The following is a 25,142-nucleotide window of genomic DNA, read 5'->3' on the forward strand; positions in this document are numbered from 1 at the left end:
GTACAAAGCCTTTCAACAAACGCTCAAGGCAGTTATAGCATTTCTCATAATAGTCCGAACAGGTCATAGGAAGGCAGAATCAACAGCACGACGAAAGGATTCGAATAGAGGAATGTTTTTCCTGGCTCTGTTTTTTATAGCAAACCAATAATGCTCAATTTTGTTGAAATCTGGAGAATATGGAGGAAGATATAAAATTTCTGCACCAACTCCTTTAGCAAATCTTATTAGACTTATGAAAAGTAGCATTATCAAGGATAACAGTTTGTCCAGGTTCCAAAATCGGTGTCAGAAACTGCTCAAACCATTTATTAAAGATATCCATATTGCAGTGGCCTTTAAAGGTTAACGGAGCAATTATTTTTCTTCCACTTAAGGCTGCAACCATGCTAATTCGTTGAGTTTTCTTTCCAGATTTTAGGGCATAAAACCGCTGTCCTTTCTGGCAATACCCATAGGTTCAGTGTTATCAATGCCAGACTCATCTATATACACTAATTCTTTAGGTTCTTTTGTTGCTATAACCTTTGAAAATTGAGCTCGCTTTTCTTCATTTCTTTCTTTATATCCGTAGGTCTTTTTTTTCTTGTGAATCCTATATTTTTAAGTGCTCGATGAATTGTTTGTCTACTAATATTGCCCCAGCATCTCTGACTGAGTTTTGCCACCTTGCTCATTTGCAAATTCGGCAAATGCATTCCAGTCGGTAATTTTATGCCACGCTTCCAAGCTTTTTTGATTGAAAATCTCCCGTTTTCTCACGTCTTTTCTTCCACTCATATAAAGTTGTTTCTCCAATCTTAAATCTCTTGGCAACAGTTTCTCCACTCTCTCCTTCATCCAATGCTTCCATTACCTTTTTTCTTAAGTCATAACTATATGCTGCTGGCATGCTTACCATCACTACTATAAATCCATATCTTACCTTTTTTGGACTATTATGAGAAGTGCTATATATATTGATACTGACACAAAAATCCTTTAATTAAATTTCTCTCGCCTTAGCTTACACGATCCTCATTTTGAAATAAGTAATAATTTATTATAGTCTTGATATTTAAACATTTTGTATCTGCTGTAATGATTTCACTTCCAATTTGCTATTCTTTACATATTGAATTGCAAGCGCTAACGCTTTACTCCCAGAAGCTGTGGTGCTATAAGCTATATTTTGCAAAATAGCAGTTCTCCTGATATCTTTGCTATCTGAAACTGATTTCACACCTTTTGAGGTATTGATCACTAGATTTATTTTTCCATCTTTGAGCATATCAACTATGTGGGGTCTGCCTTCTCTCACTTTATTTACAGCTTTTGCAGCAATGCCGTTATTGTTCAGATACGAAGCTGTGCCTTTGGTGGCATATATTTCAAAACTCAGTTCTTTCAACATTCGTGCAACAGGCAATATACACTCTTTATCATCATCTTTTACTGAAACCAGAGCTGCTCCTTCTGTTGGTAACTTGTATCCTGCAGCCATGTGCACTTTTGCAAGTGCAGCTTCGAAAGATGAGTCAATTCCCATCACTTCTCCTGTTGATTTCATTTCAGGACCAAGTAAAGTATCAACTCCTGCAAAGCGGGTAAATGGAAAAACAGCAGCTTTAACTGCAAAATGATTGAAAGGCTTGTTTTCCTGATTCAAATTTTTACCCAAAATAACCTGAGTGGCAAGCTTTGCAACAGGAATGTTGATTACCTTGGAAATGAAAGGAACTGTACGGCTAGCCCTTAAATTCACTTCAAGTATGTATACATCACTCTCTTGAACAGCAAACTGAATGTTTATCAGACCTTTCACTTTTAATGCTAATGCTATTCTTTCAGTTTGGAGCTCGATCTCTTTTATTACTTCGTCACTCAATGTATTTGTCGGTATTGAGCATGTTGAATCGCCAGAGTGGATACCAGCTTCTTCAATGTGCTCCATGACCGCTGCAATGAAAACTTTTTTCCCATCACATACAGCATCAACGTCAACCTCAACTGCATTGACTAAAAATTTATCAAGAAGCAGCGATCCGTGTTCAAAAATTTTGGTTTGATTCAAGACATACTCTTTAAAGCTCTGAGTATCGTGTCTAATCGACATAGACTGACCGCCGAGGACATATGATGGCCTGACTACTAGTGGAAACCCCACCTTTTCTGCGTTGGTTAACGCTTCTTCTACTGAATGGCAGATAGAATTTTCAGGTTGTTTTAAATTAAGTTGCAAAGCAAGATTTTTAAATCTCATGCGATCTTCTGCAAGGTCAATAGAATCAAACGAAGTTCCCAGAATTTTGAAACCTCTCTCGTTAAGCACTTTGGCTAACTTTAAAGGCGTTTGCCCGCCGATTTGAACTATTACACCAACCAGTGTGCCATTTTCTTGCTCTTTGCTTAGTATTTCAAGCACATCCTCTGCAATCAGTGGGGCGAAATATAAACGATCAGCGGTATCGTAGTCAGTTGAGACGGTTTCTGGATTACAGTTAATCATTATTGTTTCATATCCCATTTCTTTGGCGGCAGAAGCTGCATGTACGCATGCATAATCAAACTCAATACCCTGACCAATGCGGTTTGGACCACTTCCTAAAATGACAACTTTTTTTCGATCCGAAATATTCGCCTCACATTCCGTTTTATTTTCAACATCACCCTCATAGCAGCCATACATATAAGCAGTGCTCGATTCAAATTCAGCTGCACAGGTGTCTACACGTTTATAAACTTGTTTAGTACCAAACCTTTTCCTTATTGCTTCAATTTGCTCTACTTTCTTATTGCTTAACTTTGCCAACCTTGCATCTGAAAATCCCATTTTTTTCAGCTCTAACATTTCATATGCAGTTCCAGGAAGGCCGTTTTCCTTGATTTTTTGTTCAGCCAAGATGATTTGCTGTATATTTTGCAGAAACCATAAGTCATATCCTGTAATCGAATTTATTTCTTCTATGCTAATTCCGTGACGCATTGCGTCAGCAGCAATCAGTAATCTGTTTGGCAGCAATTTTGCTAATTGAGATTTAACATCTGTGTCTTCAGAAAACACTTCATCAAGTCCCGTGAGCCCTGTTTCAAGTGAGCGAAAAGCTTTCTGTAGTGACTCATTAAAAGTGCGGCCTATAGACATTACTTCTCCCACTGATTTCATGGAGGTTGATAGTTCACAATTCGTCCCCTTAAATTTCTCAAACTCAAATCGAGGAATTTTAGTGACGATATAATCAATCACTGGTTCGAATGCAGCAGGTATAACTGGAGCACAGTCGTTACATATTTCATCGAGCGAATAGCCAATAGCAAGTTTAGTTACAACTTTTGCAATAGGATAGCCTGTTGCTTTCGAAGCAAGTGCAGAGGAGCGAGAAACCCTTGGATTCATTTCAATTACAACGAGGCTTCCATCTTCTTTAGGATTCACTGCAAACTGAACATTTGCACCACCGGCGCTAACATCAATTTCTCTCAACACTGCTATAGATGCATTTCTCATTTGTTGATATTCAGCATCACGCAGAGTCAAAGCAGGAGCAACTGTGATACTATCTCCGGTGTGCACTCCCATTGGATCAATATTTTCTATTGAACACACTATTATACAGTTATCCTTGCAGTCACGGATAACTTCCATTTCATATTCCTTCCAGCCCATAATTGATTCATCTATCTGAACTTCATTTATTGGTGAAATTTTTAGAGCACTTTCTGCAATATTGAAAAACTCCTCTTTATTGTATGCTATGCCGCTACCTGCGCCACCAAGAGTGAATGATGAACGGATGATTGCTGGTAATCCAATGTAATCCAAAGCCTTTTTTATTTGTTCTTGATTTTTTATAATGATACTTTTGGGGTATTTTAGACCTATTTTATCCATGGATTGGCGAAATAATTCTCTATCTTCCGCTTTTTTTATTGCTTCTCTATTTACTCCTATTAATTCTACGTTGTATTTGTCTAACACTCCATCATCTGCAAGTTTTATTGCGCAATTGAGTGCTGTTTGCCCGCCCATTGTTGGCAATATTGCATCTGGCATCTCCTTAATTATAATTTTCTCTATGATTTCAGGTAGCACCGGCTCAATATAAGTTGCATCAGAGAATTCAGGATCTGTCATTATAGTTGCGGGGTTGGAGTTAACTAAAATGACTTTATAACCTTCACTTTTTAATACTTTACAGCTTTGCGTTCCAGAATAATCAAACTCGCATGCCTGACCTATAACTATTGGGCCTGCTCCTATTACTAATATAGATTCTATATCTGTGCGTTTTGGCATAATTACAATAATAGTCTCGACTCAAATAATGTTACCAATCTTTCCTGTGTATGTGAATTTTTATTAAACCTAACTACCTTTAGGCTTAACAGTATCTTTGCAGATACTATGGTAATTTACTCGGGAGATTTGCTAAGTGGTAAGATTTGTCCTGATATGCTACAATCTTCAGAAGCAAGTTCTACAAATTTGTCTGTCAGTTTATCAGGTGGCACCAATTCAGATATATCTTTTCCCGAAAATGCTTGCTTATACATTTCACTATCGATAGGCCCTTCCGAATACACGGCATTTATGCATAAGTTCGTATGTTTTGTCTCAGATGCATATATCTTCACCATTGCTTCTAGTGCAGCCTTACTTGCAGCATATGGTACCCAATATGGATAAGAGGAAGGAGAAAGTGTTATCTCTGAGGTCATGAATATCGCTCTTCCAGCATTAGACTTTTTTAGTATTGGACCCAAATTTTTTAGCAAGTACCAACTGGCAGTAAAATTTGTATTCATTACGTTCTGTAGATCTTCAAGCTCACAATCATGAACAGAGCTCAACTTACCTAAAATTTCAGTGCATGCAATCAGTATATCAAGTGTTCCAGATTCTGATAATTTTGGGCTTTCTATCATATTTGCCAGTTTTTCTACGTTTTCAAAGTCTAAAAGGTCAAGCTGAATTAGTTTCACAGAGCCTTCTTTCAGCTCTTCAATTTCGTTATACAATGGCTTGAGATTATCAAGAGATCTGGAAATCAGAATTACACATGCACCTTCTTTTACAAATCTTTTTGCAACAGAAGAGCCTATTCCACCTGAAGCTCCGGTAATTAAAGCTATTTTACCTTCTAAGTCACCCATTTCTTTCTCCTTAGCAAGATCCATTGAAATATTTTAGCTGAAAATTAAATTTTGCTCCATATATAAAAATCAAACTTAGCACATAAAAAAATAGTAACGATACTATCACACCACCTAAACTTCCATATATCAAATTCAGTTGGTCAAAGGAAGCTTTTAAGTATTGCTTGAAAGCTGAAGCAGAGATCGTCCAAAGAATAACAGCTACACAAGATCCGGGAAATACGTCTGATAAGTTTTGTTTTATGTTTGGCAATGTAAAATATAGCCAAGATACTATAGTAAAAAGCAAAAACTCAATAAGTAAATATCTAGTATAACTTAGCCCTTGGTAAGAAAAATCAATTAACATTGGCACTAATGTAAAAAATACTATAGTCAGAGTTGTAACAAGCGTAATTGCTAAAAATTGTAATATACTGAGCACCCTTCTCCATATATAAGGCGATGAAACCGGGACTTTATAGGCCTTATTCAATATCGTTCTGAATCCTTCAATTGTCGATGAGGCAGTCCAAACAGCGCCTACAATTGCCAAGGTTAATAAGCTTTGCGGAGGGCCTGATATTATCTCCCTAATACGTGGCATCAAAGATGATAAAATATCCTGTGGCATGTTATCAATAATAAATGCCCAGCCGACATTGTATTGATCTAAGAAATTTGCGAACGTTGATGCCATGGCCATTAAAACAATAAGAAAAGGAAATATTGATAACAGGATTAAAAATGATAGATATCCTGCGTGCTCCACTCCATCATTATAAATTGTGTCAATTAAAGCACGATAAAGGCAATAAACGATACTATAAAATTTCTGTAGCACTTGTAATATAAATAAACTAAGAAAAGTATTCTAAATGAAATAAAGCATACTTTTAAGCAAAAAATCCTCACCGTTTACTTAAATTTAATCAAAATGATAGATAATCCAGCGTTAAATACGGAGGCATAATGAAAAATTTTCTTCTACTTGTAGCTTTAATTCTTTCCTTTGCATTTGATGCAAATGCTAAAAATACTTTTGTTGATAAAAATGATACAACATCATCAGTGATATGCAAGATAATAGGCTATACTCACGGCATAGGTGGACCGATGATCACAATAGTGATAATTGGTGCAGCTTTGCTTGCGATATTCGGCAGAATGCCATGGCCAGCGCTTTTTGCACTCGGTGCGTTCACTGCTGTGTTTTTTGGCGCTCCTGTAGTCGTTTCAAAAATAACACCAGAAGGTGTGATTTGTAAAAACGGTGCAGTAGCGGATAAGTAATAGAAATTACTGGAGGCATAATGAAAAATTTTCTTCTACTTGTAGCTTTAATTCTTTCCTTTGCATTTGATAATGCTTTTGCTGCTGCTGTTACTGATGATGCAACAACCAATACAATATGCAAAATAGTAGGCTATACTCACGGTATAGGCGGGCCTATGATTACAATAGTGATAATAGGTGCAGCATTGCTGGCAATATTTGGCAGAATGCCATGGCCAGCGCTTTTTGCACTTGGTGCATTTACTGCTGTGTTTTTTGGTGCACCTGTAGTTGTTTCAAAAATAGTACCAGGTGGTGTGATTTGTAAAGATGGTGCAACTGCTTGCCCTGATGGTAAAAGATGGGATGCAACAAAAAATACATGCGTATAATAAGCATTAAAGCTTCAAAACATTAGCAAATGGTGCTTCTTTAAGGAGCACCATCATTGCACGAACTTGTGATTTAAGAGCAATTTTTGCCAGTTCATCCAAGTACTGGTTTACTTTATGACGGTGTCATCCCAGTGCTTGACACTGGGATCCAGGAAATTTGATTGGATATTAAGTTTATGAGCATAAAAGCAGTTAATTTTATGTTAAAACACAACATTTTTGATGAGGCTGTATTAAGAGATGGATCCCAGTGTCAGCTACTCGGATGACACCATTTGCTACGCAATTTACTTTCAAAAATGAATGCTCGTACAGCTGTGTGTCAGCTACTTACATAACACCTCTCGAAAATTACTTTAGTTGCAAATATTAAGAAATTTACCAAATGAAGAAAAAAGGCAAAAGAATCCCCGTGTGACAAGTTTTATAATGTAAATTGGCGCTATAATAATGTGCTAACAAGCGCGTTTTGGCTGAATGTAGAAAAAATAAAAAAAGCCGCTATAATTTTTGTGTAATTTGCCAATAAATATTTGAGTTTTTTACTGATTTTGTAATTGAGCCTGCAGGTCAAAAATAAGGATAAATATTCTTGGTATCATAGTAAAGGGAATGACGAAATTTGTAAAGTAGTTTTCACTCAAATGACGCCCAGGCAAAAACTATATGGTTATGCAAAAAATCTATTTTTAAAACTGTTAATATAACATAGAAAAAACCTCACCTTTATTAATAATAGATTACTTACCAATTGGGTAGTCACCAGTGAAACAAGCATCACAATATTGCGGTGTAGCGTTGTTACGTTTTTCTTCTTTAACAGCCCTGTATAGGCCATCAATACTCAAGAAGGCTAGGCTATCTATTCCTATAACTTCCTTAATTTCCTCTACAGATTTATTTGCAGCAATTAAATCTTTGCACTCTGGCGTATCTATTCCATAAAAACAAGAGTGCTTAATTGGTGGACATGAAATCTTTAGGTGAATTTCTTTTACTCCTGCATCTTTTAACATAACTATTATACTTCTGAGCGTGCTACCACGCACTATACTATCGTCTATTAAAATTATGTTTTTACCCTTTAAAATATGCTTATTAGCATTGAACTTTAATTTTATTCTAACCTTACGTATTTCAGGGATTGGCTGTATAAATGTTCTTCCTATATAATGATTACGAATTATCCCCAGTTCCATAGGTAATCCTGAATGCTTTGCATATCCAATAGCTGCAGGTATTCCAGAATCAGGTATTGGTACAATCATATCTACATTGTTCTTTGGTGGACTTTCCTTTGCAAGTATTCTTCCTATTTCTTTTCTTGTATCGTATATAGACCTATTCTCCATTATGCTGTCTGGTCTTGAAAAATAAACGTATTCAAAAATACAAAAACTTGATTTTTGCTTTGGGAAAGGAAACATTGAGGCTAGCTTACTATCCGAACTGATGGTAACTAATTCGCCTGGTTCTATTTCTCTAATAAACTCTGCATTTATTATATCAAGAGCACAAGTTTCAGATGCAAGAACGTAAGAACCGTTTAACTTTCCTAAAACAAGAGGCCTGATTCCAGATGGATCACGTACTCCAATAACTACTTCTTGATTGATTGCCACAAAAGAATAAGCACCTTGTATTTGCTTTAATGCATATATAAAACTCTCTAAAAAGCTATCTTTTTCACCGCTTGCTGTCAGATGCACTACTACTTCTGTATCAATATCTGACTGAAAAACACACTCTTGTTTAATTAATTGTTCGCGTATCGGAGAAATATTAATTAAATTACCATTATGTGCTATGGCGAAATCTCCAAATTTGCCACTTTTGCCAAACATGGGCTGCACTCCAAATTTACTACCACTGGTTGAGTATCGAACATGACCTATTGCACAATCTCCAGGTAAGGATTTCTTTATTTCATCTATATCATCAAATACGCTGCTCACTTGACCTTGAAAGTGATAAGAGAGCAGCTTATCGTTGTTACTGGTTACTACACCAAAAGACTCTTGACCTCTATGCTGCAAAGCGTGGAGAGCAAGTATAGAGTTAAAAGCAGCACTTTGGTTGCAACTTATGCCAAATACCCCACACTCCTCATGTACTTCATCAAGCATGAAAAATATTAAATAAAGCCTGATTGTACTTTAGTAGAGGTAAAGTACAAGAATTTTATTTGTTAATCCCTTTCAAAGTTGAAGCTTTCTACGGTAGTTTTGATGTATACCAGAAAGTAGATTATATGCAATTAACCAATTTTGAGATTTTTGACAATTTTTTAGCACTGAAGAGAAAAAGATATTTTTATTGACTTATCTATGTATTGAAGTAATCACTAAAAAGTTTTATTGGTTATGGTATATAATATGTCTAAGCAAGTAGGTAAACAAGGTGAAAGTAATCTTATTTTAGAGCCTGAACAGTTCTCTAACAGCTTCTTCAATAGTCAACAGAGTAGTTCATCAAATCCAAAATTACCGACTATAAGTCGTAAAGATAGGCATATGGATTTAATCAAGAAAAGGTACGCAAAAAACAAAGATGTTGCAGAATATCTAAGAAGTTATGACTTTATTAAAAGAGCAGAAGAATTGTCAATAATTTATCTTTTTGAGCGAGACTCATCTTCTACGAAATTGCAAATACCATTGACTACAGATGAACAAATTCTAGTTAAAAAATTTTGTGATGAGATGATAAAAGGTATAACAGAACACGATGAGCAAGAAAGCGTTTTAAAGTACATGGAACGCATAATAGAGGGTTATTTAAATCAAGGAATAAGATTAAACTCATATTACGGTAAGGATAATAAGACTGTAACAAATTTTATATTTGAAAAAATGGAAGAATTAATTAATCGCTTTCATGCAAATCCACACAATTCAACTACAAAAAATATCATACAAAAGATCACTCGTAATTTAGTGTTAAAAGGTGGGGTAGAAAAAGGATTATCTTTTTATAGCGATATTGAAGGCGGATATTACGGCTCTAATTATTTAAATGATCTTAACGAACAATGTAAGAGTAAGAAAAAAATGCTAGAGGGTCTAGCATATGAAGGTATTGTGAAAGAAAATAACAAGCAAATTGATAAATATGATCTTGAAGTAGAAGTAGATAATAAATATTTTTATATTAAGTATCCACAAGGTAGTATTGTTGAAATTGCGAGAACTTTAAATAATGAAAAAGCTAAGGATTTAGAAGTTGGCATATTTCAGATTGAGGAAAATATAGTAAAAGTTGAAATTACAGAAGATGGAAAAAGAAATTACACAGATATCTTAAAAGGTGGTATTGAAATATTTTTTACTACTAAAATAGGAGAGATTAGTATTTATCTACGGAAAGATGGTAACAAAATGGTAGTAGAAATTGATGAGAAAAGCAAAATAAGGTTTAGCAAGTTAGAAAACAAATCAAGCTTTGGAGGGAATTGTCTTATACAGGGAAAAAGTGTTTTAGAAGTTATGGGCAAGAGTTTTGAAAATATTCCTGAGGAGTTAACTCAGACTATTAAAAACGTTCCATCTACTAGTCTTATGCAAACATGTTTACAACAACAAGAAAACTCTAATAGGGAATTAAATTAATGTATTTTTAGGATAATAATTAAGAAATTAATTATAAACATTCATACGCATTCGATTGTAGTAGAGGATATGAGGCAGCAATTAGCACAAGAACTAAAGGCAAATGTGGTTGGTTGTCAAATAGTGATTGATTAAATCAATTTAGAGAGGTAAATAGCAGCTTTGCAGCTTGTTTTTATGAACAAAGATAAAACGTTGTAGCCAAGTGCGCTTTCGGCATTGTGCTGAATTGCAATATCTCTGTGCTCTAATTCCTCATCGCGAAATTTACTTATAGTTTCTCTTAATTCCCCATCTTCTAAATGTAAGACTTGCTCCTTGTAGTGCTCTCCGATCACTTCTTCAACTGCAGCAGTGCAAGCCATAGCGGCTTTTTTACCCATCATGGCAGTTACAACACCAAGTGATACCCCTAAAGCACCCCAAACTGGCAACAAAACAGTAGGACGAACTCTTTGCTCCTTGATTTTCTCATTAAAATAGTGGAAATGTTTTTTTTCCTGCTCCTCCATTTCAATTATTTTGTCAATTATGGAAGATTTTTTAAGAATAAATTTTTGACCGGAATAAATGCAAATGGCTCCATATTCGCCAGCATGATTTACTCTAATTGCTTGTTCTAAAAAATTTCCTTTCAATTTTTTTATATTGCTTTCCAATGTCTCCTCCCTTTATTTCTGCATTAGTACTACTATAAACCAATATATTATAGAGTAAATAAAATTCCATGCGTGCATTGCACCAACATTGTGATTACAGGAACTCAAGCAGCTATAGCAACGGCAAGAGTTACTTGACGGACTCCGCCATTCTCCTTAAAATAAGGGTGAAGATATATTATTTATCTTCAGTCTGTGCAGATAAAAGGACAAAAAGCTCGATATACTTGATGTTTAATTTTTTGCACTATGTGCACTCTATGTCTTTATAAAACTTTTACCCACATAAGCTAAAATACGCTTATCAAAGCATTTAATGCAATGAAAAACGCCAATTAAAAAAAAGGTAGTAGCTGATAGATTTTCTTTTGCCTTTTTCTCTGTTTAGTAAATTTTTCAATATTTAATGCAATTAGCCGGCACTGGGATGACAACGAGTAGTGAGCTAAACATCCGTGTGGTTATTGGTATTATCAAGATATTCTCTAATCTTCTTTAAATCTTCCCAAGCTAAGCGTTTTTGTGCTGGTTGACGAAGTAGATAGGCTGGATGAAATATAGCGGCTGTGGTAATTGCATGAGATAAATATTGGTTAGTATAAGTATGAAATTTGCCACGCAAGTTCGATATAGTCTTTGTGTTATCAAGAAGGCTATAACATGCGATTCCTCCAACAAAAATCAGAATCTGCGGTAAAACAAGAGCAATATGCTTCTCAACAAATGGTCTGCACATATCAAGCTCTAGATCAGTTGGTTTTCTATTACCTGGTGGACGCCAAAACACGGTGTTGCTTATATATACCTTAGTGCGGTCCAGATTAATTGCACCGAGCATCTTATCGAGCAGCATTCCGCTTGCACCACAAAATGGTATGCCTTTCAGGTCTTCATTTGCTCCTGGTGCTTCACCAACAAGCATGATTTTTGCATTTGGATTACCATCGGAAAAAACAGTATTAGTTGCAGTTTTTTTTATTTCACAACCCTCAAATGACTTAACTGCACTTCTTAGTTCATCTACACTACCACATTCACTTGCAAGCTTCCTTGCTTCAATGATCCAATCACTTGGGAACATGGCTTTTTTCTGCTCGATGACAGAAGACTGTGCAGCTCTCTCATTTTCCACTTTTTTTTCCTCTTCACCTTCAGTTAGCGTGCAGTCAACACCCACTTCATGATAGAACTTCAACAATTCTAGATCTTCATTGTTCATAGTGCCTCTTAACCTTTTGAGCTTTTTTCATAGCCATATCGTACTTCAATTTAGACAAATGTCTAACGTATAATATACCATTTAAATGATCTAACTCATGCTGAATACACCTTGCAAGCCAACCACTAGCTTTTAGCGTCTGTTCTTCGTTATTTAAATTTTTATATTTCACAGTTAAATATTTTGGACGCTTAATTTCATGGCTTTGCTCTGGAATTGAAAGGCACCCTTCTTTGAGAATTACTTGTTCACCCGATAATTCTGTAATTTCAGGGTTAATCATGCAAAATTTGCCAGTTGATTCATATCCTGCTGGCCCATCTTCAGCCTTCTCTGGCTGAACGTCCATGATAAAAATTCTCTTCAGCACTCCAACTTGTACTGCAGCAAGACCAAGACCTTCTGCATAGTACATAGTTTCGAACATGTCGTTTACTAATTCTTTAATTTTATCGGTTATATCTATTACTTCACTGGCACGTGTAGTTAACCTTTCATCAGGGGCAATTACAATTGGCAATTTAGACATAAAATTAAAATTTTATGTTTTATTTTTTCCTTTGTACAGTATTTTGGGTATATTAAAATGTTGCTGTATTTTTAATAGAAATATAAATTATTAAAGGAAGCTACAATTTGAATGGAATTGTGTCATAAGGTCAACTAATGTACTCTGCAGTAATAATAAAACCAAAGCGAAATGTTTTTGCCGTTTTAGACGTAGGTACAACAAAAATTATCTGTCTCATTGTTAAGATCAATAGCAACTTCAGCTATAAAATAATAGGAACGGGTTATAAAAGTGCAGAAGGTATAAGCGGTGGATCAATAACTGATGCAAAGCATGCAAGTTACTCTATTTCATCAACTATAGGTTTAGCTGAGCAAGTATCAGAAGAGACTATAGACCAGATATATGTGAATGTAGCCGGATGTGGAGTCTCATCTTTTAACGTATATAACGAAATTATTGCAGCTAATCACGAAATTTCAGACCGAGACATAAAACGTGTAGTCTTTCAGACATTTGAGAAATATATCGAAGAAAATGTCATCATTCACAATATACCACTGAAATATCACTTAGATGATATGACTGACATAAAGGAAGTCAGTGGATTATATGGAAAAAGATTATCTGCTGATGTTAATGTTGTCACTGCTTCGCGTCCAGCGCTTACCAATATCGAAAATTGTATAACTAATAATAGTGGGATAAGTATGTCTGGTTGTGTTGCTTCTGCATATTCTGCAGGCCTTGCCTGTCTAAGTAAAGATGAAAAAGAGCTAGGAACTGCCGTTGTTGACATAGGAGGTGGATGCACTGCAATTGGAATTTTTAAGAGAGGAAAACTTGTGTACACAAGCAGCATTCCAATTGGTGGCATTCACATTACCCGAGATATAGCTTATGGACTATGCACAAGTATAGAGCATGCTGAACGCATAAAAATACTATACGGTAGCACTATTGTAACTTCAATAGATGAGAATGAATGTATTGCAGTGCAAAGTAATGAAAGCGATGAACCAACTCAAGTGTTTAAGTCTGAACTTGTTAACATCATAAGACCAAGGGTTGAGGAAATACTTGAGCTGATAAGAGAACAATTTCAAGAACAGAAAGATCCAATTAATAAAGTAGTGATCACAGGTGGAACCAGTCAACTCACAAGCATGAAAGAAATTGCAAGCTATATATTCAATAAACAAGTCCGTATCGGATGCCCTGAATCTTGTAGCGGTCTTGATGGCGAATACGACAAAAATCCTGTATTTTCTGCTGCTTTAGGCTCTATAAAGCTAATAGTTGACACCTTTTATAGAAATAATTCTGGAATGCTTGGTCACGATGGCAAAATAAGTAAGTTATACCATTGGGTTAAATCAAAAGTCACAGTCTAGATTTTTGTCTTTATCTCTTAATATACAAATGGCTTGATCTAGGAGCTTATTTTTATAGTATTATTACACTGATGTATCCGTAAGAGAAGCAGAAAATTACAATAAAACGTAAGAAACATGAACATAACTATACATTCACAAGAAGATTTTGACTTTATGCGTAAAGCTGGCAGGCTTGCAGCTGAAACCCTTGATTTTATTGCACCACACGTCAAAGTAGGCGTAACAACTAATGAATTAAATGATCTATGTCATGATTTTATAATCAATGCAGGTGCAATTCCAGCACCACTGAATTATAAGGGATATCCGAAATCAATTTGTACTTCGAAAAATGCTGTTGTATGTCATGGTATTCCTGATGATAAACCTCTTAAAGATGGAGATATTTTAAATATTGACGTTACAGTGATTTTAAATGGCTGGTATGGTGATACAAGTCGCATGTTTTGGACTGGTAAACCCTCAATAAAAGCAAAGCGTTTGTGTAATGCTGCCTACAATGCGCTAATGGAAGCGATAAAACAAGTTAAGCCCGGCAATAAGTTAAATGAAATAGGATTTGCTATAGAAAAATATATTGAAGATTTTGGATATTCTATCGTACGCAATTATTGTGGACATGGCATAGGAAAGGTTTTTCATGCTCCACCAAATGTTGTACATTTTTATGATGAAGGTGAGGATCTTATCTTAAAAGAAGGCATGTTTTTTACGGTAGAACCAATGATCAATGCTGGAAAACATGAAACTCTGCTCAGCAAGCTAGATGGCTGGACAGTGACAACACGTGATCTTTCACTTTCTGCACAGTTTGAGCATACGCTTGGAGTCACAAAAGATGGAGTTGAAATATTTACACTATCACCTAAAAATTGGCATTTTCCACCTTATGATTAGATTTTTTAAACACTTGGTTTTTGAAAAAATCTAACTCTTAACTTGTGATATAGCAACTAACCCAATTAGTGCACAGAAAATCATGTAAAAACTTGCTAAAGTTCCTTGTCCTGTAACTTTGATAATAGTTGTGCATATAAATGGTGCAAGACCACCAAAAAATCCCGAAGCTATATTTCTTGATAAACCAAATCCACTGTATCGTACCTTTATTGGGAATAATTCGCACATAAACGCGCTAACAGGACCAAGAGAAGCAGCTATTGGGATTATAAAAAGAACGTGCGCCATTATGGTGAGCAAATTATTACCACTTAGTATCATTGAAAAAACTGGATAACTTACTACTATAAAAGTCACAAATGCAAATTTCATGACTTTCTCTCTTCCTATCTTATCAGACAGTATTGCAAATAGTATAGTCAGTCCTCCAAGTGCAATTTGGTTCAATATTTCTACTGCGTGATTAAAGTGAGTGTTTATTGTTGATGCAAGTAGATTAAAAAACACTAAATATATGTAAAGAGATGCATTCTCAACTATGTCAACTCCAATTGATATTAGAAAAGGTTTTTTATAGCCATTTAACAGTTCTTTTAACGGTAATTCATGTGGCTTTTCCTGCTTTTTATATTCTGGGCTTTCATCGAGTATATATCTCATATATATACTGATTAATCCTATTACAAAACTGAAAATAAAAGGCAATCTCCATCCCCAAGATTCAAAATCGGATACTTTTTTGCATATAAGCACCACTATAAGACTTAATATTGAGCCAAGAATTGCGCTCAATACTTCAATACTGCCAAAGAATCCTCTTTTATTTTTAGGAGCATGCTCTATTAAAAATGGGGCATTTCCTGCCTCTCCTCCAAGAGATATACCCTGCAATAATCTTAAACATACCACCAGTACTGATGCGAGTACCCCAATGTTCTGATACCCTGGAACAAATGCAATAAGTACGGTTGATAGAGTCATCAATATGATAGAGAGAAATAGAGCAATCCTTCTTCCATATTTATCGCCAATGTGGCCAAATATAGCAGCACCAATTGGTCTTATTAAGAAACCCACTGCAAACACTCCAAAAGCTTTAAGTATGCTGACTAATTTGTCGTCTGATGGAAAAAACACATCTCCGATTATGCTTATTAGATGGCTGAAAAGCATGTGATCATACCACAACAAAGTGTTACAAATTAAACTTGATAGTATTACTTTTGTTATTTGTTGCACGAAATCTTCCGTAATTTGTTTGATATTATAGTAATATTACTTACTTTTTCAAACGTGAATTATGTAAATGTTATATTAATAATATTATCTTATTAAATTTTTATATCGTTGATTATATTTAAATATTCTTATACTATACCTATATATTTCCATATATTTTTTGGCGAGAAAGTTATTTTAATTTAAGTGCACAAAGTCTCTTGATATGACACATACTCCAGTTTTGTTAAAAGAGATGCTATTTCAATTAGCACCACAAAGTGGTGGCATATATGTAGATGCTACATTTGGGGCTGGAGGATATAGCAAAGCAATATTGGAATCCGCTGATTGCAAAGTGTATGCAATTGATAGGGATGAAACAGTTACCAAATTTTATGATGATCTAAATGTTAAATACCCTAATAGAATAAAGTTATTTATTGAAAAGTTTAGTAATATCAAAGATTTATTAGATAGTAATAATATTAAAGGTATCAATGGAATAGTTTTCGACGTTGGAGTTTCATCTATGCAGCTTGATAATGGAGATAGAGGATTCTCATTTCTACGTGATGGCCCACTTAACATGAGCATGGATAACTATTCTCATATGAATGCTTCGACATTTGTTAACGCTTTACGTGAAGAAGAGATTGCGAACACTATATATAATTATGGGGGTGAGCGTCATTCCCGCAGAATCGCAAGAGCGATAGTAAATGCGCGGAAGAAGAAAATTATCAAAACTACATTTGAACTTGCGGATATTGTACGTTCTGTAGTGTTTCGTGGAAAAAGCAAGATTGACCCTGCAACTAGGACATTTCAGGCAATCAGAATATGGGTAAATGATGAGCTAGGAGAGCTTGAAAAGGGTATTAAAGCTGCATCTGAGATTTTAAGTGAAAACGGCAAATTAATTGTAGTTACCTTTCATTCTCTAGAAGATCGTATAGTTAAAACCCTTTTTAAAGATTTGTGTGAACCAGGACCTACCAAGACATTCTCCCTTTTAAACAAAAAAGTGATTAAAGCAAGTGCGGAAGAAATAAATGCAAATCCGCGTGCGCGTTCAGCAAAATTAAGAGCTATACAGAGGTTATCATGAGGACCTTTCGTGCCATTTCAATAATTATGTTTTTCTTCAGCATTGTAGGATTATTTAAGGTAAAATTATATGTCCAATCACTAAATAAATAGCTAACACAAATAAAGCGTGAAATTAATTTAGTGCAAAGCAACATAAAAGTTCTTCAAGCAGAATGAAGTTATTTGAGTAATCCAAAAAAACTTGCAGTCTTACGGAGAAATACCTAAAAAATAACTCTTTGATACTAGCTAGCCAGGTTCAACTTTCTAAATAGCCGCAGTGCGTTAGCAAAATCATAGTAACGATTAGGTTTAGGTTTTTAGATAAACACACTACAATAAAATTTACTTTAGTATAAAGTTATTTGCATAAGATTTTGGCAGTCTTTTAACATCTTTTGGCATTTCAATTGTGTAATTTGTGTTGTGTTTCTTTGCGTAAGATATTGCTTTTTCAAGAGAATCAAACTTTAATACAATCTGTTTTTGGGGATCTTTTGAGCCAACCCATCCCATCAAAGGTTCAATATAGTAAGAACAAGGCTCAATTTTTAGGTACCAGAATTTTGTATTACCTAAGCCAGATTGTGTTGCAGTTTTTGTTGGCTTATAAATCTTAAAAACTACTTGATCGTTAATACTCATAGCTCTTACTACGTAATCTTAAGTATATATCTAAATAAATTTTTCCACAAAGAATTAGTGTGAAAGAATGAAGTTTGAAATAAATATTTTTATGTTATATTATTAAATTATATAAAAAGGATTAGCTGAATAGGAGTAATCGATGGCACAGCAAGAAATGGTAACAATTAATGCAGAGTTACGTGATGTAAAAAAAAAGAAAGCGATGCAGGCTCTGAGGGAGAAGGGAAGTATACCTGCAGTTATATATGGTAAAGGGCATGATAACGTAAATTTGACATTGTCTGCAAAGGAATTTACTAAACAATATAAATCAGGTGCTCTTTCTGCACATTTAATAGAACTAGATATTTCAGGGAAAAAAGAATATGCTCTTGTTCGTGATATTCAATGGCATGTAGTAAAGGATACTGTGCAACATGTTGATTTTCAGTTTGTTGATAAAGGTAGTGAAATTAAAATAGATATACCTTTATCATTCATCAATGAAAGTAAATCACCAGGAATCAAATTAGGTGGAGTGCTTAATGTTCTGTGTCGTTCTATTACTGTCAAATGCTCTCCTGAGAAAATACCTCAAGTCATAGAAATTGATTTGTCTGGCAAAATGATTGGTCAGTCTATACATATCAATGATGTAAAATTGCCAGAAGGTGTTAAATTTGTAGCTCATGAGGAAGAAAATTTCACCATTGTAACAATCTCTGCTGCCGATAGTGATGTTGAAGAGACTCAAACAAAAACAGAGGAGTAGTGCATTTAATAGCTGGGCTTGGTAATCCTGGTAGTCAATATGAGTTAACTCATCATAATATTGGTTTTATCGTTATTGACGCAATCTACAAATATTGGAATTTTCAGTCATTTTCTAAGAAAGCCGATTACTTGATAACCTCTGGCATAATTAACAATAATAAAGTTATGCTAATAAAGCCTTATTCGTTTATGAATAATTCAGGTATTCCTGTTGCAAAAATAAAAAATTTTTACAAATTATCGCTAGACAATATTGTTGTCATACATGATGATGCTGACTTGAAATTTGGAAGAATAAAAGTAAAAAAAGGTGGTAGTTCTGCTGGACATAATGGACTTAAGTCTATAGATAGCTTTATTGGTAATGATTATTGGCGTTTAAGATTTGGAGTAGGCAGGCCTGAAGGTCAGAAAAGCTTAGCAGACTATGTGTTATCAAAATTTGAAAATTTTGATAACGTTATCCTCTTAGTGGAAAAAATAGCAAAAAATATACACCTAATGCTGCAAGGAGATACCACAGCTTTTATCAACTCGGTTGAGAGTGAAACTTTAGTATAGCAAACGAATACTGCCCAATACAAACTAATTTAGATTAGAATACTGATTCTTCTAGAAGTTGTTCGCGTTCCTCTTCTATTGCAATGGAATTATCATGATTTTTAAATAAATCTCTGATTTTTGTTTCTATTTCACTTGCAATTTCTTTGTTTGCCTTGAGGTAACTTTTTACATTTTCTCTTCCTTGGCCAAGACGCGTATTGTTATATGAATAATAAGCACCTGCCTTTTCAAGTACACCAAGTTTTGCTCCTATATCTATTATTTCTCCAAGTTTTGATATGCCTTCATTGTACATTATATCAAATTTTGCCTCTCTAAACGGAGGAGCAACTTTATTTTTTACAACTTTAACTCTCGTTTCATTACCCGTAATATTCTCCTTATCCTTTATCGCACCAACTTTTCTTATATCAAGTCTTATAGAAGTATAGAATTTTAACGCATTTCCACCAGTGGTAGTTTCAGGATTTCCATATACTACTCCTATTTTCATACGAATTTGGTTGATAAATATCAATATACAGTTTGCTTTTGAAACTACAGAAGTTAGTTTCCTGAGTCCATGGCTTAGAAGTCTTGCTTGTAGTCCCATGTGCTGATCGCCCATATCCCCTTCAATTTCAGCTCTTGGAGTTAGTGCTGCAACAGAATCAATAACTATTACATCAACTGCACTAGAACACACTAAATACTCAACAATATGCAACGCCTGCTCTCCAGTGTCTGGTTGTGAAATTACCAAATCATCAGTTTTCACTCCAAGTTTACGAGCATATATAACATCCAGTGCGTGTTCCGCATCGATAAATGCACATAAACCTCCTTTTTTCTGTGCTTCAGCAATTACATGCAAAGCAAGGGTAGTTTTACCAGAACTCTCAGGGCCAAATATCTCAATTATACGTCCTTTTGGCAATCCCCCAACACCCAGAGCTGAATCAAGTGCAATCGACCCTGTAGATATCGTGTCTATTTTTTCTACAGGATTTTGCTTTAGTTTCATTATTGCACCTTTACCGAATGCTTTTTCAATTTGACTTATTGCATTATCTAGTGCTTTTTGCTTATCATTATTTCTTTCTTCTGGATTATGTGCCATGGATCATTTATTAACTTGTATAGTCTCCATGGTAATTGAACGCAACCAATCTGCCAAGGGTTTTTTAATAACGAAGAACGTTAGTTACCTAAAATTAGATAGATAGACTTTGTAGTGCGATACAAAATAACGATAGAATACAATGGTAGTAGTTTCTCTGGCTGGCAAAAGCAACAACACTCTGCTAACTCAATTCAGGAAACCATAGAAAACGCTATATTTAATTTCAGTGGCGAGAGAGTCTCTTTGCATTGTGGTGGCAGAACTGACACAGGGGTTCATGCTTTAGGGCAAGTTGCTCATTTCAATATGGAAAGGCAATTTGAGCTTTACAGAATAAGAAATGGAATAAACTATCACTTAAAAGCGATTCCTATAGTTGTGCTTAGTGCAGAAGCCGTAGATGATGCATTTCATGCGCGATTTTCAGCAAAAAAAAGATATTATGAATATAGAATAATTAATCGCTACGCTCCTGCAGCTCTGGAAATCGGTTATGTGTGGCAAGTATTTAACCCACTTGACGTAAACATCATGCGTGAAGCTGCTAGACACCTGCTTGGAAAACATAATCTTTCAAGCTTTCGCTCAAAAGATTGTCAAGCTACAAATCCGGTCAGAACAATCGATGATATTGATATAGTACAAAACGGAAGTCACATATACATCAAAATATCTGCGATTTCCTTTTTACATAACCAGGTGAGGATTATTGTTGGTACTTTAGTTGAATTTGGAAAAAATAGAACTAATCCACAAGAAATGCTAAACATATTAAGTCAATGTAAAAGAAACGCTGCTGGAATCACTGCACCGCCTCACGGCTTATACTTAGTAAAGATAGATTACTAGCTTAAGTCCTCATTGGCATTACTATATATAGTGCACTTGGATCATCTTCATCAGTGATAATTGTAGCGCTATTACCATCTGATAAGCTAAATTTACACTTGTTTTCTATACAGGATAAAACATCAAGCAAATAACGAGAATTAAATCCTACTTCCATAAGAGCTCCATCGTAATCCACTTCTATAGACTCAGTTGCATCACTACACTCTTGGGAATTTGAATGTAGAGTTAATAAATTCTCTTGCAATGAAAATTTAATTGATTTTATTTTATCGGACACAACAACGGAAACTCGGTCTATAACACTAGCAAGTTTGCTACTCTCAACAATCATTTGTTTATCTTGAGACGTTGGAATAACGGCTTTGTAATCTGGAAAAGTTCCATCTATCAATTTTGATATTAGAATATACTCACCACATGTAAATTTGATTTTTCTATCTGAAAGTTTTATATTTATCTCATTACAATCATCCAATACTTTCAACAGTTCCATGATAGTTTTACGTGGAATGATCACCCCAAATTCTCCGTTGATATCTTCAGGTTTAGGCCTTTTTATACATGATAAACGGTGGCCATCAGTTGCAACGCAGTACAGAAATTGCTCATCTGTATGCAGATATATCCCATTCAAATTATACCTTGTATCATCTAGCGACACAGCAAACTTCGTTTTAGTCAACAAGTCTACCAAATCTGCACTTAGTAGAGTGAAATCGTATTGATGATCACCTTCTTCAAGAACAGGGAAGTTATTTGAAACTACGTTCGGTAAAGAAAAATTTGCATTTCCACAGGATATCAATAATTTTCCTTGATTATTCATTTCGAAATTGACATCCAAATTAGTTGGCAATTTTTTCACTATATCATGTAAAGTATGTGCTGAGATTTTCACTTCTCCTTCTGCTGATACATTTGCAGTAAGTGAGGCAAATATTGAAATGTCAAGATCAGTAGCCTTCAATTTTATGCTACCATATTGTGCTTTGATATTTATACACGCTAAAACATCTATCGAGTTGCGCCTTTCAACCACTCCACTTACCCTGGATAGCGTATTTAAAAGGCTTGCACGACTTACACTAAAACGCATTTGTTCACACACAGAACTTTGTTCTTTGATTCCTATATCTACAATTTTTGACATATTAATTCTCAAAAATATATTTTAAATGATATTCATATTCTATGTAAAGTGATATCCATATTTTTGTCTGAGAGACAAAACAGCCTATCTTATACTTTAGTGATCAATAATTTACTTTGTATGGCATAAGTCATGCATTTTTTGGTACGCTTTTTGAAAGCCAAGCAAGGAATAAGTATCATCAACATTTGCTGTTTTTACTTTTCCATTAACTACCATTGATAATCCCTGCTTCATTTTTAGAATCAAATCTTGGTCCATTTTTGTATCATCTGTCCACGCAAGACTTCCCTGTATTATTGGCAATTGATATTTAATTTTTTTATCGATATTGAGAACTACAGGCTCATTATTATACTGAAAGCCAGAAGTGACGCTCACCTCATCTGCTTTTTTATCAACGTAACTGACCATTACATACGGCTTGCGATCGGCTGTATAATGTTCACTTTTTTTCTTAGGATGAGATACAATATAACACACTTTTTCACCATCTTCCAATGCAGTATACACAAACCAGTCTTTATATTTTTCGCTCAGTTGTACATTACTAACCGATGCAAGAGTGTCTATTGAAAGAAATATTAGAAATACGAAAAGACTACGCATGTAAACCGAATTTCAAACTCTCTGATTTTATATGTTGTTTTACCTTACTCATCGCTTGCTCAGCCAGCTGTCTTATTCTTTCTCTTGAAACACAATATTTTTTGCTAAGCTCATCCAAAGTCTGAGTATTCTCAGATAAATATCTGCTAATGAAAATGTCTCTTGATCTTTCATTAAGACTTGCCAGCGCATTGCTTAAAATTGTTTCTTTTAATGCCTTTTCTTCATGATTCTGGTAAGCTACTTCTTGACTAACTAAATTACACGGAATCATATCTTGTAACTCCTTTTTAGAGTCATCACCTATTTTTATACAATTATTTAACGACTGATCCTTACAAGCCAGACGATAGCTCATCTGTACAACATCTTCTTCAGATACAGAAAGCTCATTTGATATTGCTTTTATTTCTTCTTTACTCAAAGTTTCTCTGTTTGTGTATTGTAAAATTCTTTTTTTTATTTTACGTAAACTAAAAAACAATCTCCTTTGTGCTTGCGTTGTACCTATTTTTACAAGTGACCAAGATTTTAATATAAAGTCTTTCATTGAAGCTTCAATCCACCATACTGCATAAGTTGAAAAACGAAATCCCAAGTCAGGATTGAACTTTTTCACTGCATGCATTAAACCCATATTTCCTTCCATGACCAGGTCCATCAACAATAGACCGTAATTCTTAAATTTCATTGCAATTTTTACTACCAAATTCAAATGGCTAGTAATCAACCTGTGAGCAGAAGAAATATCCTGGTATTCTTGCCAATTTTTTGCTAATCGCACTTCCTCTTCTTGGGAAAGCATAGGAAATTTTCGCACTTCAGCAATATATTGCATGAGATTAGTGCTACTATTAACACATAAATTTGCTACTGGGGTCAACATAATAACTTAAATTAAAACTCTATACATATAATATATTGATTTTCAGTGAAAAATTCAAGCTTTAATTAAAAAAGCATAACTTTATATCTAGTTGAGATCTTAACAACAGCTACCTAAATGTAGAATTAAAATTGCCAGCGTGTAACGATAAAAACTACATTAAATAAATAATGTGTTATTCCAGTGCTCAAACACTGGAATTCACATTTCTTTTTTCTAGATCCCAGTGTCATGCTACTTGAATGATAAGAAAAACCCACTGGGATAATAAGACAAAGATAGACTAGAAATTAAACGCTACTCCAGCTTCTGCACCAACAGTGCTGTAAACAACATTTTTGATACCAGTATCATCCTTAGCTGCCTTATCAAAACTAGCACCATAAGAACCGAAGTAACGAGCTCCAGCAAAGAGTTTGATTTCTGGGGTTACATCATAACTAACACCAGCTTTTGCTTGATAAGCAAAACCAAATCCTTTTTGATCTTTAACTGCATCAGCTTTTGAAGGATTGCTGATATATGCTGCACCAACACCAACACCAACGTATGGAGTGATAGGCATATCTTCAATCGCTATATCGTAATAAACGTTAACCAATCCTGAAAATGCTGTTAAACTGTCTGCAACATTTGTTTCAGAAGTATTTACTACAGCTGTATCTTTAGCCAATTGTGAGTAAAGCCCTTCAACATCAACTCTAATATCATCCATTTTATAACCAAATGCACCACCACCAGCTATAAAAGATCTTGTTAAGGGACTATCCTTTTCTTTATCTTTTGCATTTGTAATACCATCAACTTTTGTATAAAAAGGTAAAATTTCACCGTTGTATTGTAAACGAACGTAGTAGCTAGTTTCTTCATCACTTATTGGACCAATAGGGTCTGATGAAAAAGCAGAGTTTGATAGGCTTAGCAACGTCACTAAAGCAGCTGCCGAAAAAAACTTTTTATAATGCATAATTGCCCTCGTTAAAAAAATTAAAATTCCACTTTAGCAGTCTAAATAATAACTAAAGTTAAGTCAAGTGCTAACTTAATAACACAAAACCTTCTGTATCTTAACTAACTTTTAGGAAAATACAAAGATTTTATTAATTAATAAATAGAGTTACTCTACTTTTTTTACTCTTGATCTTCTGACACCTATTTCACTAATGTCTTTTTATCTTCTGATCTGCAT

Annotated in this window: 23 protein-coding genes and 1 pseudogene; 9 read left to right on the forward strand and 15 right to left on the reverse strand. The window is 34.7% G+C overall.

Going from position 1 to position 25,142, the window contains the following annotated elements:
* Nucleotides 1–63 precede the first annotated feature (63 nt).
* From AAGE00_RS07295 to AAGE00_RS07310, 4 genes and pseudogenes are all read right to left on the reverse strand, one after another.
* A pseudogene (locus AAGE00_RS07295) lies at nucleotides 64–892 on the reverse strand (IS630 family transposase).
* Nucleotides 893–1,057: 165 nt separating this feature from the next.
* Nucleotides 1,058–4,276 carry a carbamoyl-phosphate synthase large subunit gene (gene carB / locus AAGE00_RS07300; protein ID WP_341815240.1) on the reverse strand — a complete coding sequence of 1,073 codons (3,219 nt, stop codon included), beginning with the start codon at nucleotides 4,274–4,276 and terminating at the stop codon, nucleotides 1,058–1,060.
* Between the two features lie 116 nt (nucleotides 4,277–4,392).
* Nucleotides 4,393–5,157, reverse strand: a complete 765-nt coding sequence (locus AAGE00_RS07305; RefSeq protein ID WP_006013430.1) for an SDR family oxidoreductase — start codon at nucleotides 5,155–5,157, stop codon at nucleotides 4,393–4,395.
* The gene (locus tag AAGE00_RS07310) at nucleotides 5,144–5,959 is read right to left on the reverse strand and encodes a YihY/virulence factor BrkB family protein (protein WP_265025189.1); all 816 of its coding nucleotides are present in this window, start codon (nucleotides 5,957–5,959) and stop codon (nucleotides 5,144–5,146) included. The genes AAGE00_RS07305 and AAGE00_RS07310 overlap by 14 nt, the downstream gene beginning before the upstream one ends.
* Before the next feature lie 128 nt (nucleotides 5,960–6,087).
* Between AAGE00_RS07310 and AAGE00_RS07315 the strand changes: the two genes are divergently transcribed.
* A complete protein-coding gene (locus tag AAGE00_RS07315; protein WP_264684879.1) occupies nucleotides 6,088–6,408 on the forward strand; it encodes a TrbC/VirB2 family protein in 321 nt (106 codons plus the stop codon).
* 20 nt (nucleotides 6,409–6,428) lie between these two features.
* Nucleotides 6,429–6,782, forward strand: a complete 354-nt coding sequence (locus AAGE00_RS07320; protein ID WP_214303143.1) for a TrbC/VirB2 family protein — start codon at nucleotides 6,429–6,431, stop codon at nucleotides 6,780–6,782.
* Nucleotides 6,783–7,525: 743 nt separating this feature from the next.
* On the opposite strand, the gene purF is transcribed toward AAGE00_RS07320, so the two are convergent.
* On the reverse strand, nucleotides 7,526–8,911 hold the full coding sequence (gene purF, locus AAGE00_RS07325; RefSeq protein WP_052265009.1) for an amidophosphoribosyltransferase: 1,386 nt from the start codon (nucleotides 8,909–8,911) through the stop codon (nucleotides 7,526–7,528).
* 249 nt (nucleotides 8,912–9,160) lie between these two features.
* Between purF and AAGE00_RS07330 the strand changes: the two genes are divergently transcribed.
* Nucleotides 9,161–10,393, forward strand: coding sequence for a hypothetical protein (locus AAGE00_RS07330; RefSeq protein ID WP_007302312.1), 1,233 nt, complete (start codon nucleotides 9,161–9,163; stop codon nucleotides 10,391–10,393).
* Between the two features lie 131 nt (nucleotides 10,394–10,524).
* Here AAGE00_RS07330 and AAGE00_RS07335 read toward each other — a convergent pair whose 3' ends face one another.
* The 3 genes from AAGE00_RS07335 to def form a co-directional block, all read right to left on the reverse strand.
* Nucleotides 10,525–11,052, reverse strand: a complete 528-nt coding sequence (locus AAGE00_RS07335) for a demethoxyubiquinone hydroxylase family protein (protein WP_007302313.1) — start codon at nucleotides 11,050–11,052, stop codon at nucleotides 10,525–10,527.
* A gap of 445 nt (nucleotides 11,053–11,497) precedes the next feature.
* On the reverse strand, nucleotides 11,498–12,271 hold the full coding sequence (locus AAGE00_RS07340; RefSeq protein ID WP_010403847.1) for a uracil-DNA glycosylase family protein: 774 nt from the start codon (nucleotides 12,269–12,271) through the stop codon (nucleotides 11,498–11,500).
* A complete protein-coding gene (gene def, locus AAGE00_RS07345; protein ID WP_007302315.1) occupies nucleotides 12,261–12,800 on the reverse strand; it encodes a peptide deformylase in 540 nt (179 codons plus the stop codon). The genes AAGE00_RS07340 and def overlap by 11 nt, the downstream gene beginning before the upstream one ends.
* Before the next feature lie 137 nt (nucleotides 12,801–12,937).
* Between def and ftsA the strand changes: the two genes are divergently transcribed.
* Together ftsA and map are read left to right on the forward strand one after the other, a co-directional pair.
* A complete protein-coding gene (ftsA, locus tag AAGE00_RS07350; RefSeq protein ID WP_007302316.1) occupies nucleotides 12,938–14,176 on the forward strand; it encodes a cell division protein FtsA in 1,239 nt (412 codons plus the stop codon).
* Nucleotides 14,177–14,293: 117 nt separating this feature from the next.
* Nucleotides 14,294–15,076, forward strand: a complete 783-nt coding sequence (gene map / locus AAGE00_RS07355) for a type I methionyl aminopeptidase (RefSeq protein ID WP_213863864.1) — start codon at nucleotides 14,294–14,296, stop codon at nucleotides 15,074–15,076.
* A 30-nt stretch (nucleotides 15,077–15,106) separates the two neighbouring features.
* Here map and AAGE00_RS07360 read toward each other — a convergent pair whose 3' ends face one another.
* Nucleotides 15,107–16,318 (reverse strand): MFS transporter, encoded by a 1,212-nt coding sequence (locus AAGE00_RS07360; RefSeq protein ID WP_213863863.1) that lies wholly within the window; start codon nucleotides 16,316–16,318, stop codon nucleotides 15,107–15,109.
* Between the two features lie 205 nt (nucleotides 16,319–16,523).
* On the opposite strand from AAGE00_RS07360, the gene rsmH reads away from it, so the two are divergent.
* On the forward strand, nucleotides 16,524–17,408 hold the full coding sequence (gene rsmH, locus AAGE00_RS07365; RefSeq protein WP_213863862.1) for a 16S rRNA (cytosine(1402)-N(4))-methyltransferase RsmH: 885 nt from the start codon (nucleotides 16,524–16,526) through the stop codon (nucleotides 17,406–17,408).
* Nucleotides 17,409–17,734: 326 nt separating this feature from the next.
* Here rsmH and AAGE00_RS07370 read toward each other — a convergent pair whose 3' ends face one another.
* A complete protein-coding gene (locus AAGE00_RS07370; RefSeq protein ID WP_213863861.1) occupies nucleotides 17,735–18,034 on the reverse strand; it encodes an ETC complex I subunit in 300 nt (99 codons plus the stop codon).
* Nucleotides 18,035–18,176: 142 nt separating this feature from the next.
* Between AAGE00_RS07370 and AAGE00_RS07375 the strand changes: the two genes are divergently transcribed.
* Both AAGE00_RS07375 and pth read left to right on the forward strand, forming a co-directional pair.
* A complete protein-coding gene (locus AAGE00_RS07375) occupies nucleotides 18,177–18,788 on the forward strand; it encodes a 50S ribosomal protein L25/general stress protein Ctc (RefSeq protein WP_007302321.1) in 612 nt (203 codons plus the stop codon).
* The gene (gene pth / locus AAGE00_RS07380) at nucleotides 18,788–19,351 is read left to right on the forward strand and encodes an aminoacyl-tRNA hydrolase (RefSeq protein WP_007302322.1); all 564 of its coding nucleotides are present in this window, start codon (nucleotides 18,788–18,790) and stop codon (nucleotides 19,349–19,351) included. Before AAGE00_RS07375 ends, pth begins: the two co-directional genes overlap by 1 nt.
* A gap of 34 nt (nucleotides 19,352–19,385) precedes the next feature.
* Here the strand turns inward: pth and recA are convergent, their stop codons facing one another.
* Nucleotides 19,386–20,453: a recombinase RecA gene (gene recA / locus AAGE00_RS07385; RefSeq protein ID WP_007302323.1), complete on the reverse strand. Its 1,068-nt coding sequence runs from the start codon at nucleotides 20,451–20,453 to the stop codon at nucleotides 19,386–19,388.
* Nucleotides 20,454–20,567: 114 nt separating this feature from the next.
* Between recA and truA the strand changes: the two genes are divergently transcribed.
* A complete protein-coding gene (gene truA / locus AAGE00_RS07390) occupies nucleotides 20,568–21,305 on the forward strand; it encodes a tRNA pseudouridine(38-40) synthase TruA (protein WP_007302324.1) in 738 nt (245 codons plus the stop codon).
* A gap of 1 nt (nucleotide 21,306) precedes the next feature.
* Here the strand turns inward: truA and dnaN are convergent, their stop codons facing one another.
* From dnaN to AAGE00_RS07410, 4 genes are all read right to left on the reverse strand, one after another.
* Nucleotides 21,307–22,458 (reverse strand): DNA polymerase III subunit beta, encoded by a 1,152-nt coding sequence (dnaN, locus tag AAGE00_RS07395; protein WP_341815242.1) that lies wholly within the window; start codon nucleotides 22,456–22,458, stop codon nucleotides 21,307–21,309.
* A 111-nt stretch (nucleotides 22,459–22,569) separates the two neighbouring features.
* Nucleotides 22,570–23,067, reverse strand: coding sequence for an invasion associated locus B family protein (locus tag AAGE00_RS07400; RefSeq protein WP_019078627.1), 498 nt, complete (start codon nucleotides 23,065–23,067; stop codon nucleotides 22,570–22,572).
* Nucleotides 23,060–23,953: an RNA polymerase factor sigma-32 gene (locus tag AAGE00_RS07405; protein ID WP_012481951.1), complete on the reverse strand. Its 894-nt coding sequence runs from the start codon at nucleotides 23,951–23,953 to the stop codon at nucleotides 23,060–23,062. The genes AAGE00_RS07400 and AAGE00_RS07405 overlap by 8 nt, the downstream gene beginning before the upstream one ends.
* A 283-nt stretch (nucleotides 23,954–24,236) precedes the next feature.
* Nucleotides 24,237–24,920 (reverse strand): P44/Msp2 family outer membrane protein, encoded by a 684-nt coding sequence (locus AAGE00_RS07410; protein ID WP_264684882.1) that lies wholly within the window; start codon nucleotides 24,918–24,920, stop codon nucleotides 24,237–24,239.
* Nucleotides 24,921–25,142: the final 222 nt, after the last annotated feature.

The sequence above is a fragment of the Wolbachia endosymbiont (group B) of Aricia artaxerxes genome (assembly GCF_964026975.1).
Taxonomy (GTDB): Bacteria; Pseudomonadota; Alphaproteobacteria; order Rickettsiales; family Anaplasmataceae; genus Wolbachia.

Excerpts from the sequence above, each read along its gene's own strand:
- carB (WP_341815240.1), bottom strand. The coding sequence starts at position 4,276 with ATGCCAAAACGCACAGATATAGAATCTATATTAGTAATAGGAGCAGGC.
- AAGE00_RS07320 (WP_214303143.1), top strand. The coding sequence starts at position 6,429 with ATGAAAAATTTTCTTCTACTTGTAGCTTTAATTCTTTCCTTTGCATTT.
- recA (WP_007302323.1), bottom strand. The coding sequence starts at position 20,453 with ATGGCACATAATCCAGAAGAAAGAAATAATGATAAGCAAAAAGCACTA.
- purF (WP_052265009.1), bottom strand. The coding sequence starts at position 8,911 with ATGCTTGATGAAGTACATGAGGAGTGTGGGGTATTTGGCATAAGTTGC.
- AAGE00_RS07305 (WP_006013430.1), bottom strand. The coding sequence starts at position 5,157 with ATGGATCTTGCTAAGGAGAAAGAAATGGGTGACTTAGAAGGTAAAATA.
- AAGE00_RS07340 (WP_010403847.1), bottom strand. The coding sequence starts at position 12,271 with ATGAACAATGAAGATCTAGAATTGTTGAAGTTCTATCATGAAGTGGGT.
- map (WP_213863864.1), top strand. The coding sequence starts at position 14,294 with ATGAACATAACTATACATTCACAAGAAGATTTTGACTTTATGCGTAAA.
- AAGE00_RS07405 (WP_012481951.1), bottom strand. The coding sequence starts at position 23,953 with ATGTTGACCCCAGTAGCAAATTTATGTGTTAATAGTAGCACTAATCTC.
- AAGE00_RS07315 (WP_264684879.1), top strand. The coding sequence starts at position 6,088 with ATGAAAAATTTTCTTCTACTTGTAGCTTTAATTCTTTCCTTTGCATTT.
- ftsA (WP_007302316.1), top strand. The coding sequence starts at position 12,938 with ATGTACTCTGCAGTAATAATAAAACCAAAGCGAAATGTTTTTGCCGTT.
- AAGE00_RS07375 (WP_007302321.1), top strand. The coding sequence starts at position 18,177 with ATGGCACAGCAAGAAATGGTAACAATTAATGCAGAGTTACGTGATGTA.
- rsmH (WP_213863862.1), top strand. The coding sequence starts at position 16,524 with ATGACACATACTCCAGTTTTGTTAAAAGAGATGCTATTTCAATTAGCA.
- AAGE00_RS07410 (WP_264684882.1), bottom strand. The coding sequence starts at position 24,920 with ATGCATTATAAAAAGTTTTTTTCGGCAGCTGCTTTAGTGACGTTGCTA.
- AAGE00_RS07370 (WP_213863861.1), bottom strand. The coding sequence starts at position 18,034 with ATGAGTATTAACGATCAAGTAGTTTTTAAGATTTATAAGCCAACAAAA.
- AAGE00_RS07330 (WP_007302312.1), top strand. The coding sequence starts at position 9,161 with ATGTCTAAGCAAGTAGGTAAACAAGGTGAAAGTAATCTTATTTTAGAG.
- dnaN (WP_341815242.1), bottom strand. The coding sequence starts at position 22,458 with ATGTCAAAAATTGTAGATATAGGAATCAAAGAACAAAGTTCTGTGTGT.
- AAGE00_RS07400 (WP_019078627.1), bottom strand. The coding sequence starts at position 23,067 with ATGCGTAGTCTTTTCGTATTTCTAATATTTCTTTCAATAGACACTCTT.
- def (WP_007302315.1), bottom strand. The coding sequence starts at position 12,800 with ATGTCTAAATTGCCAATTGTAATTGCCCCTGATGAAAGGTTAACTACA.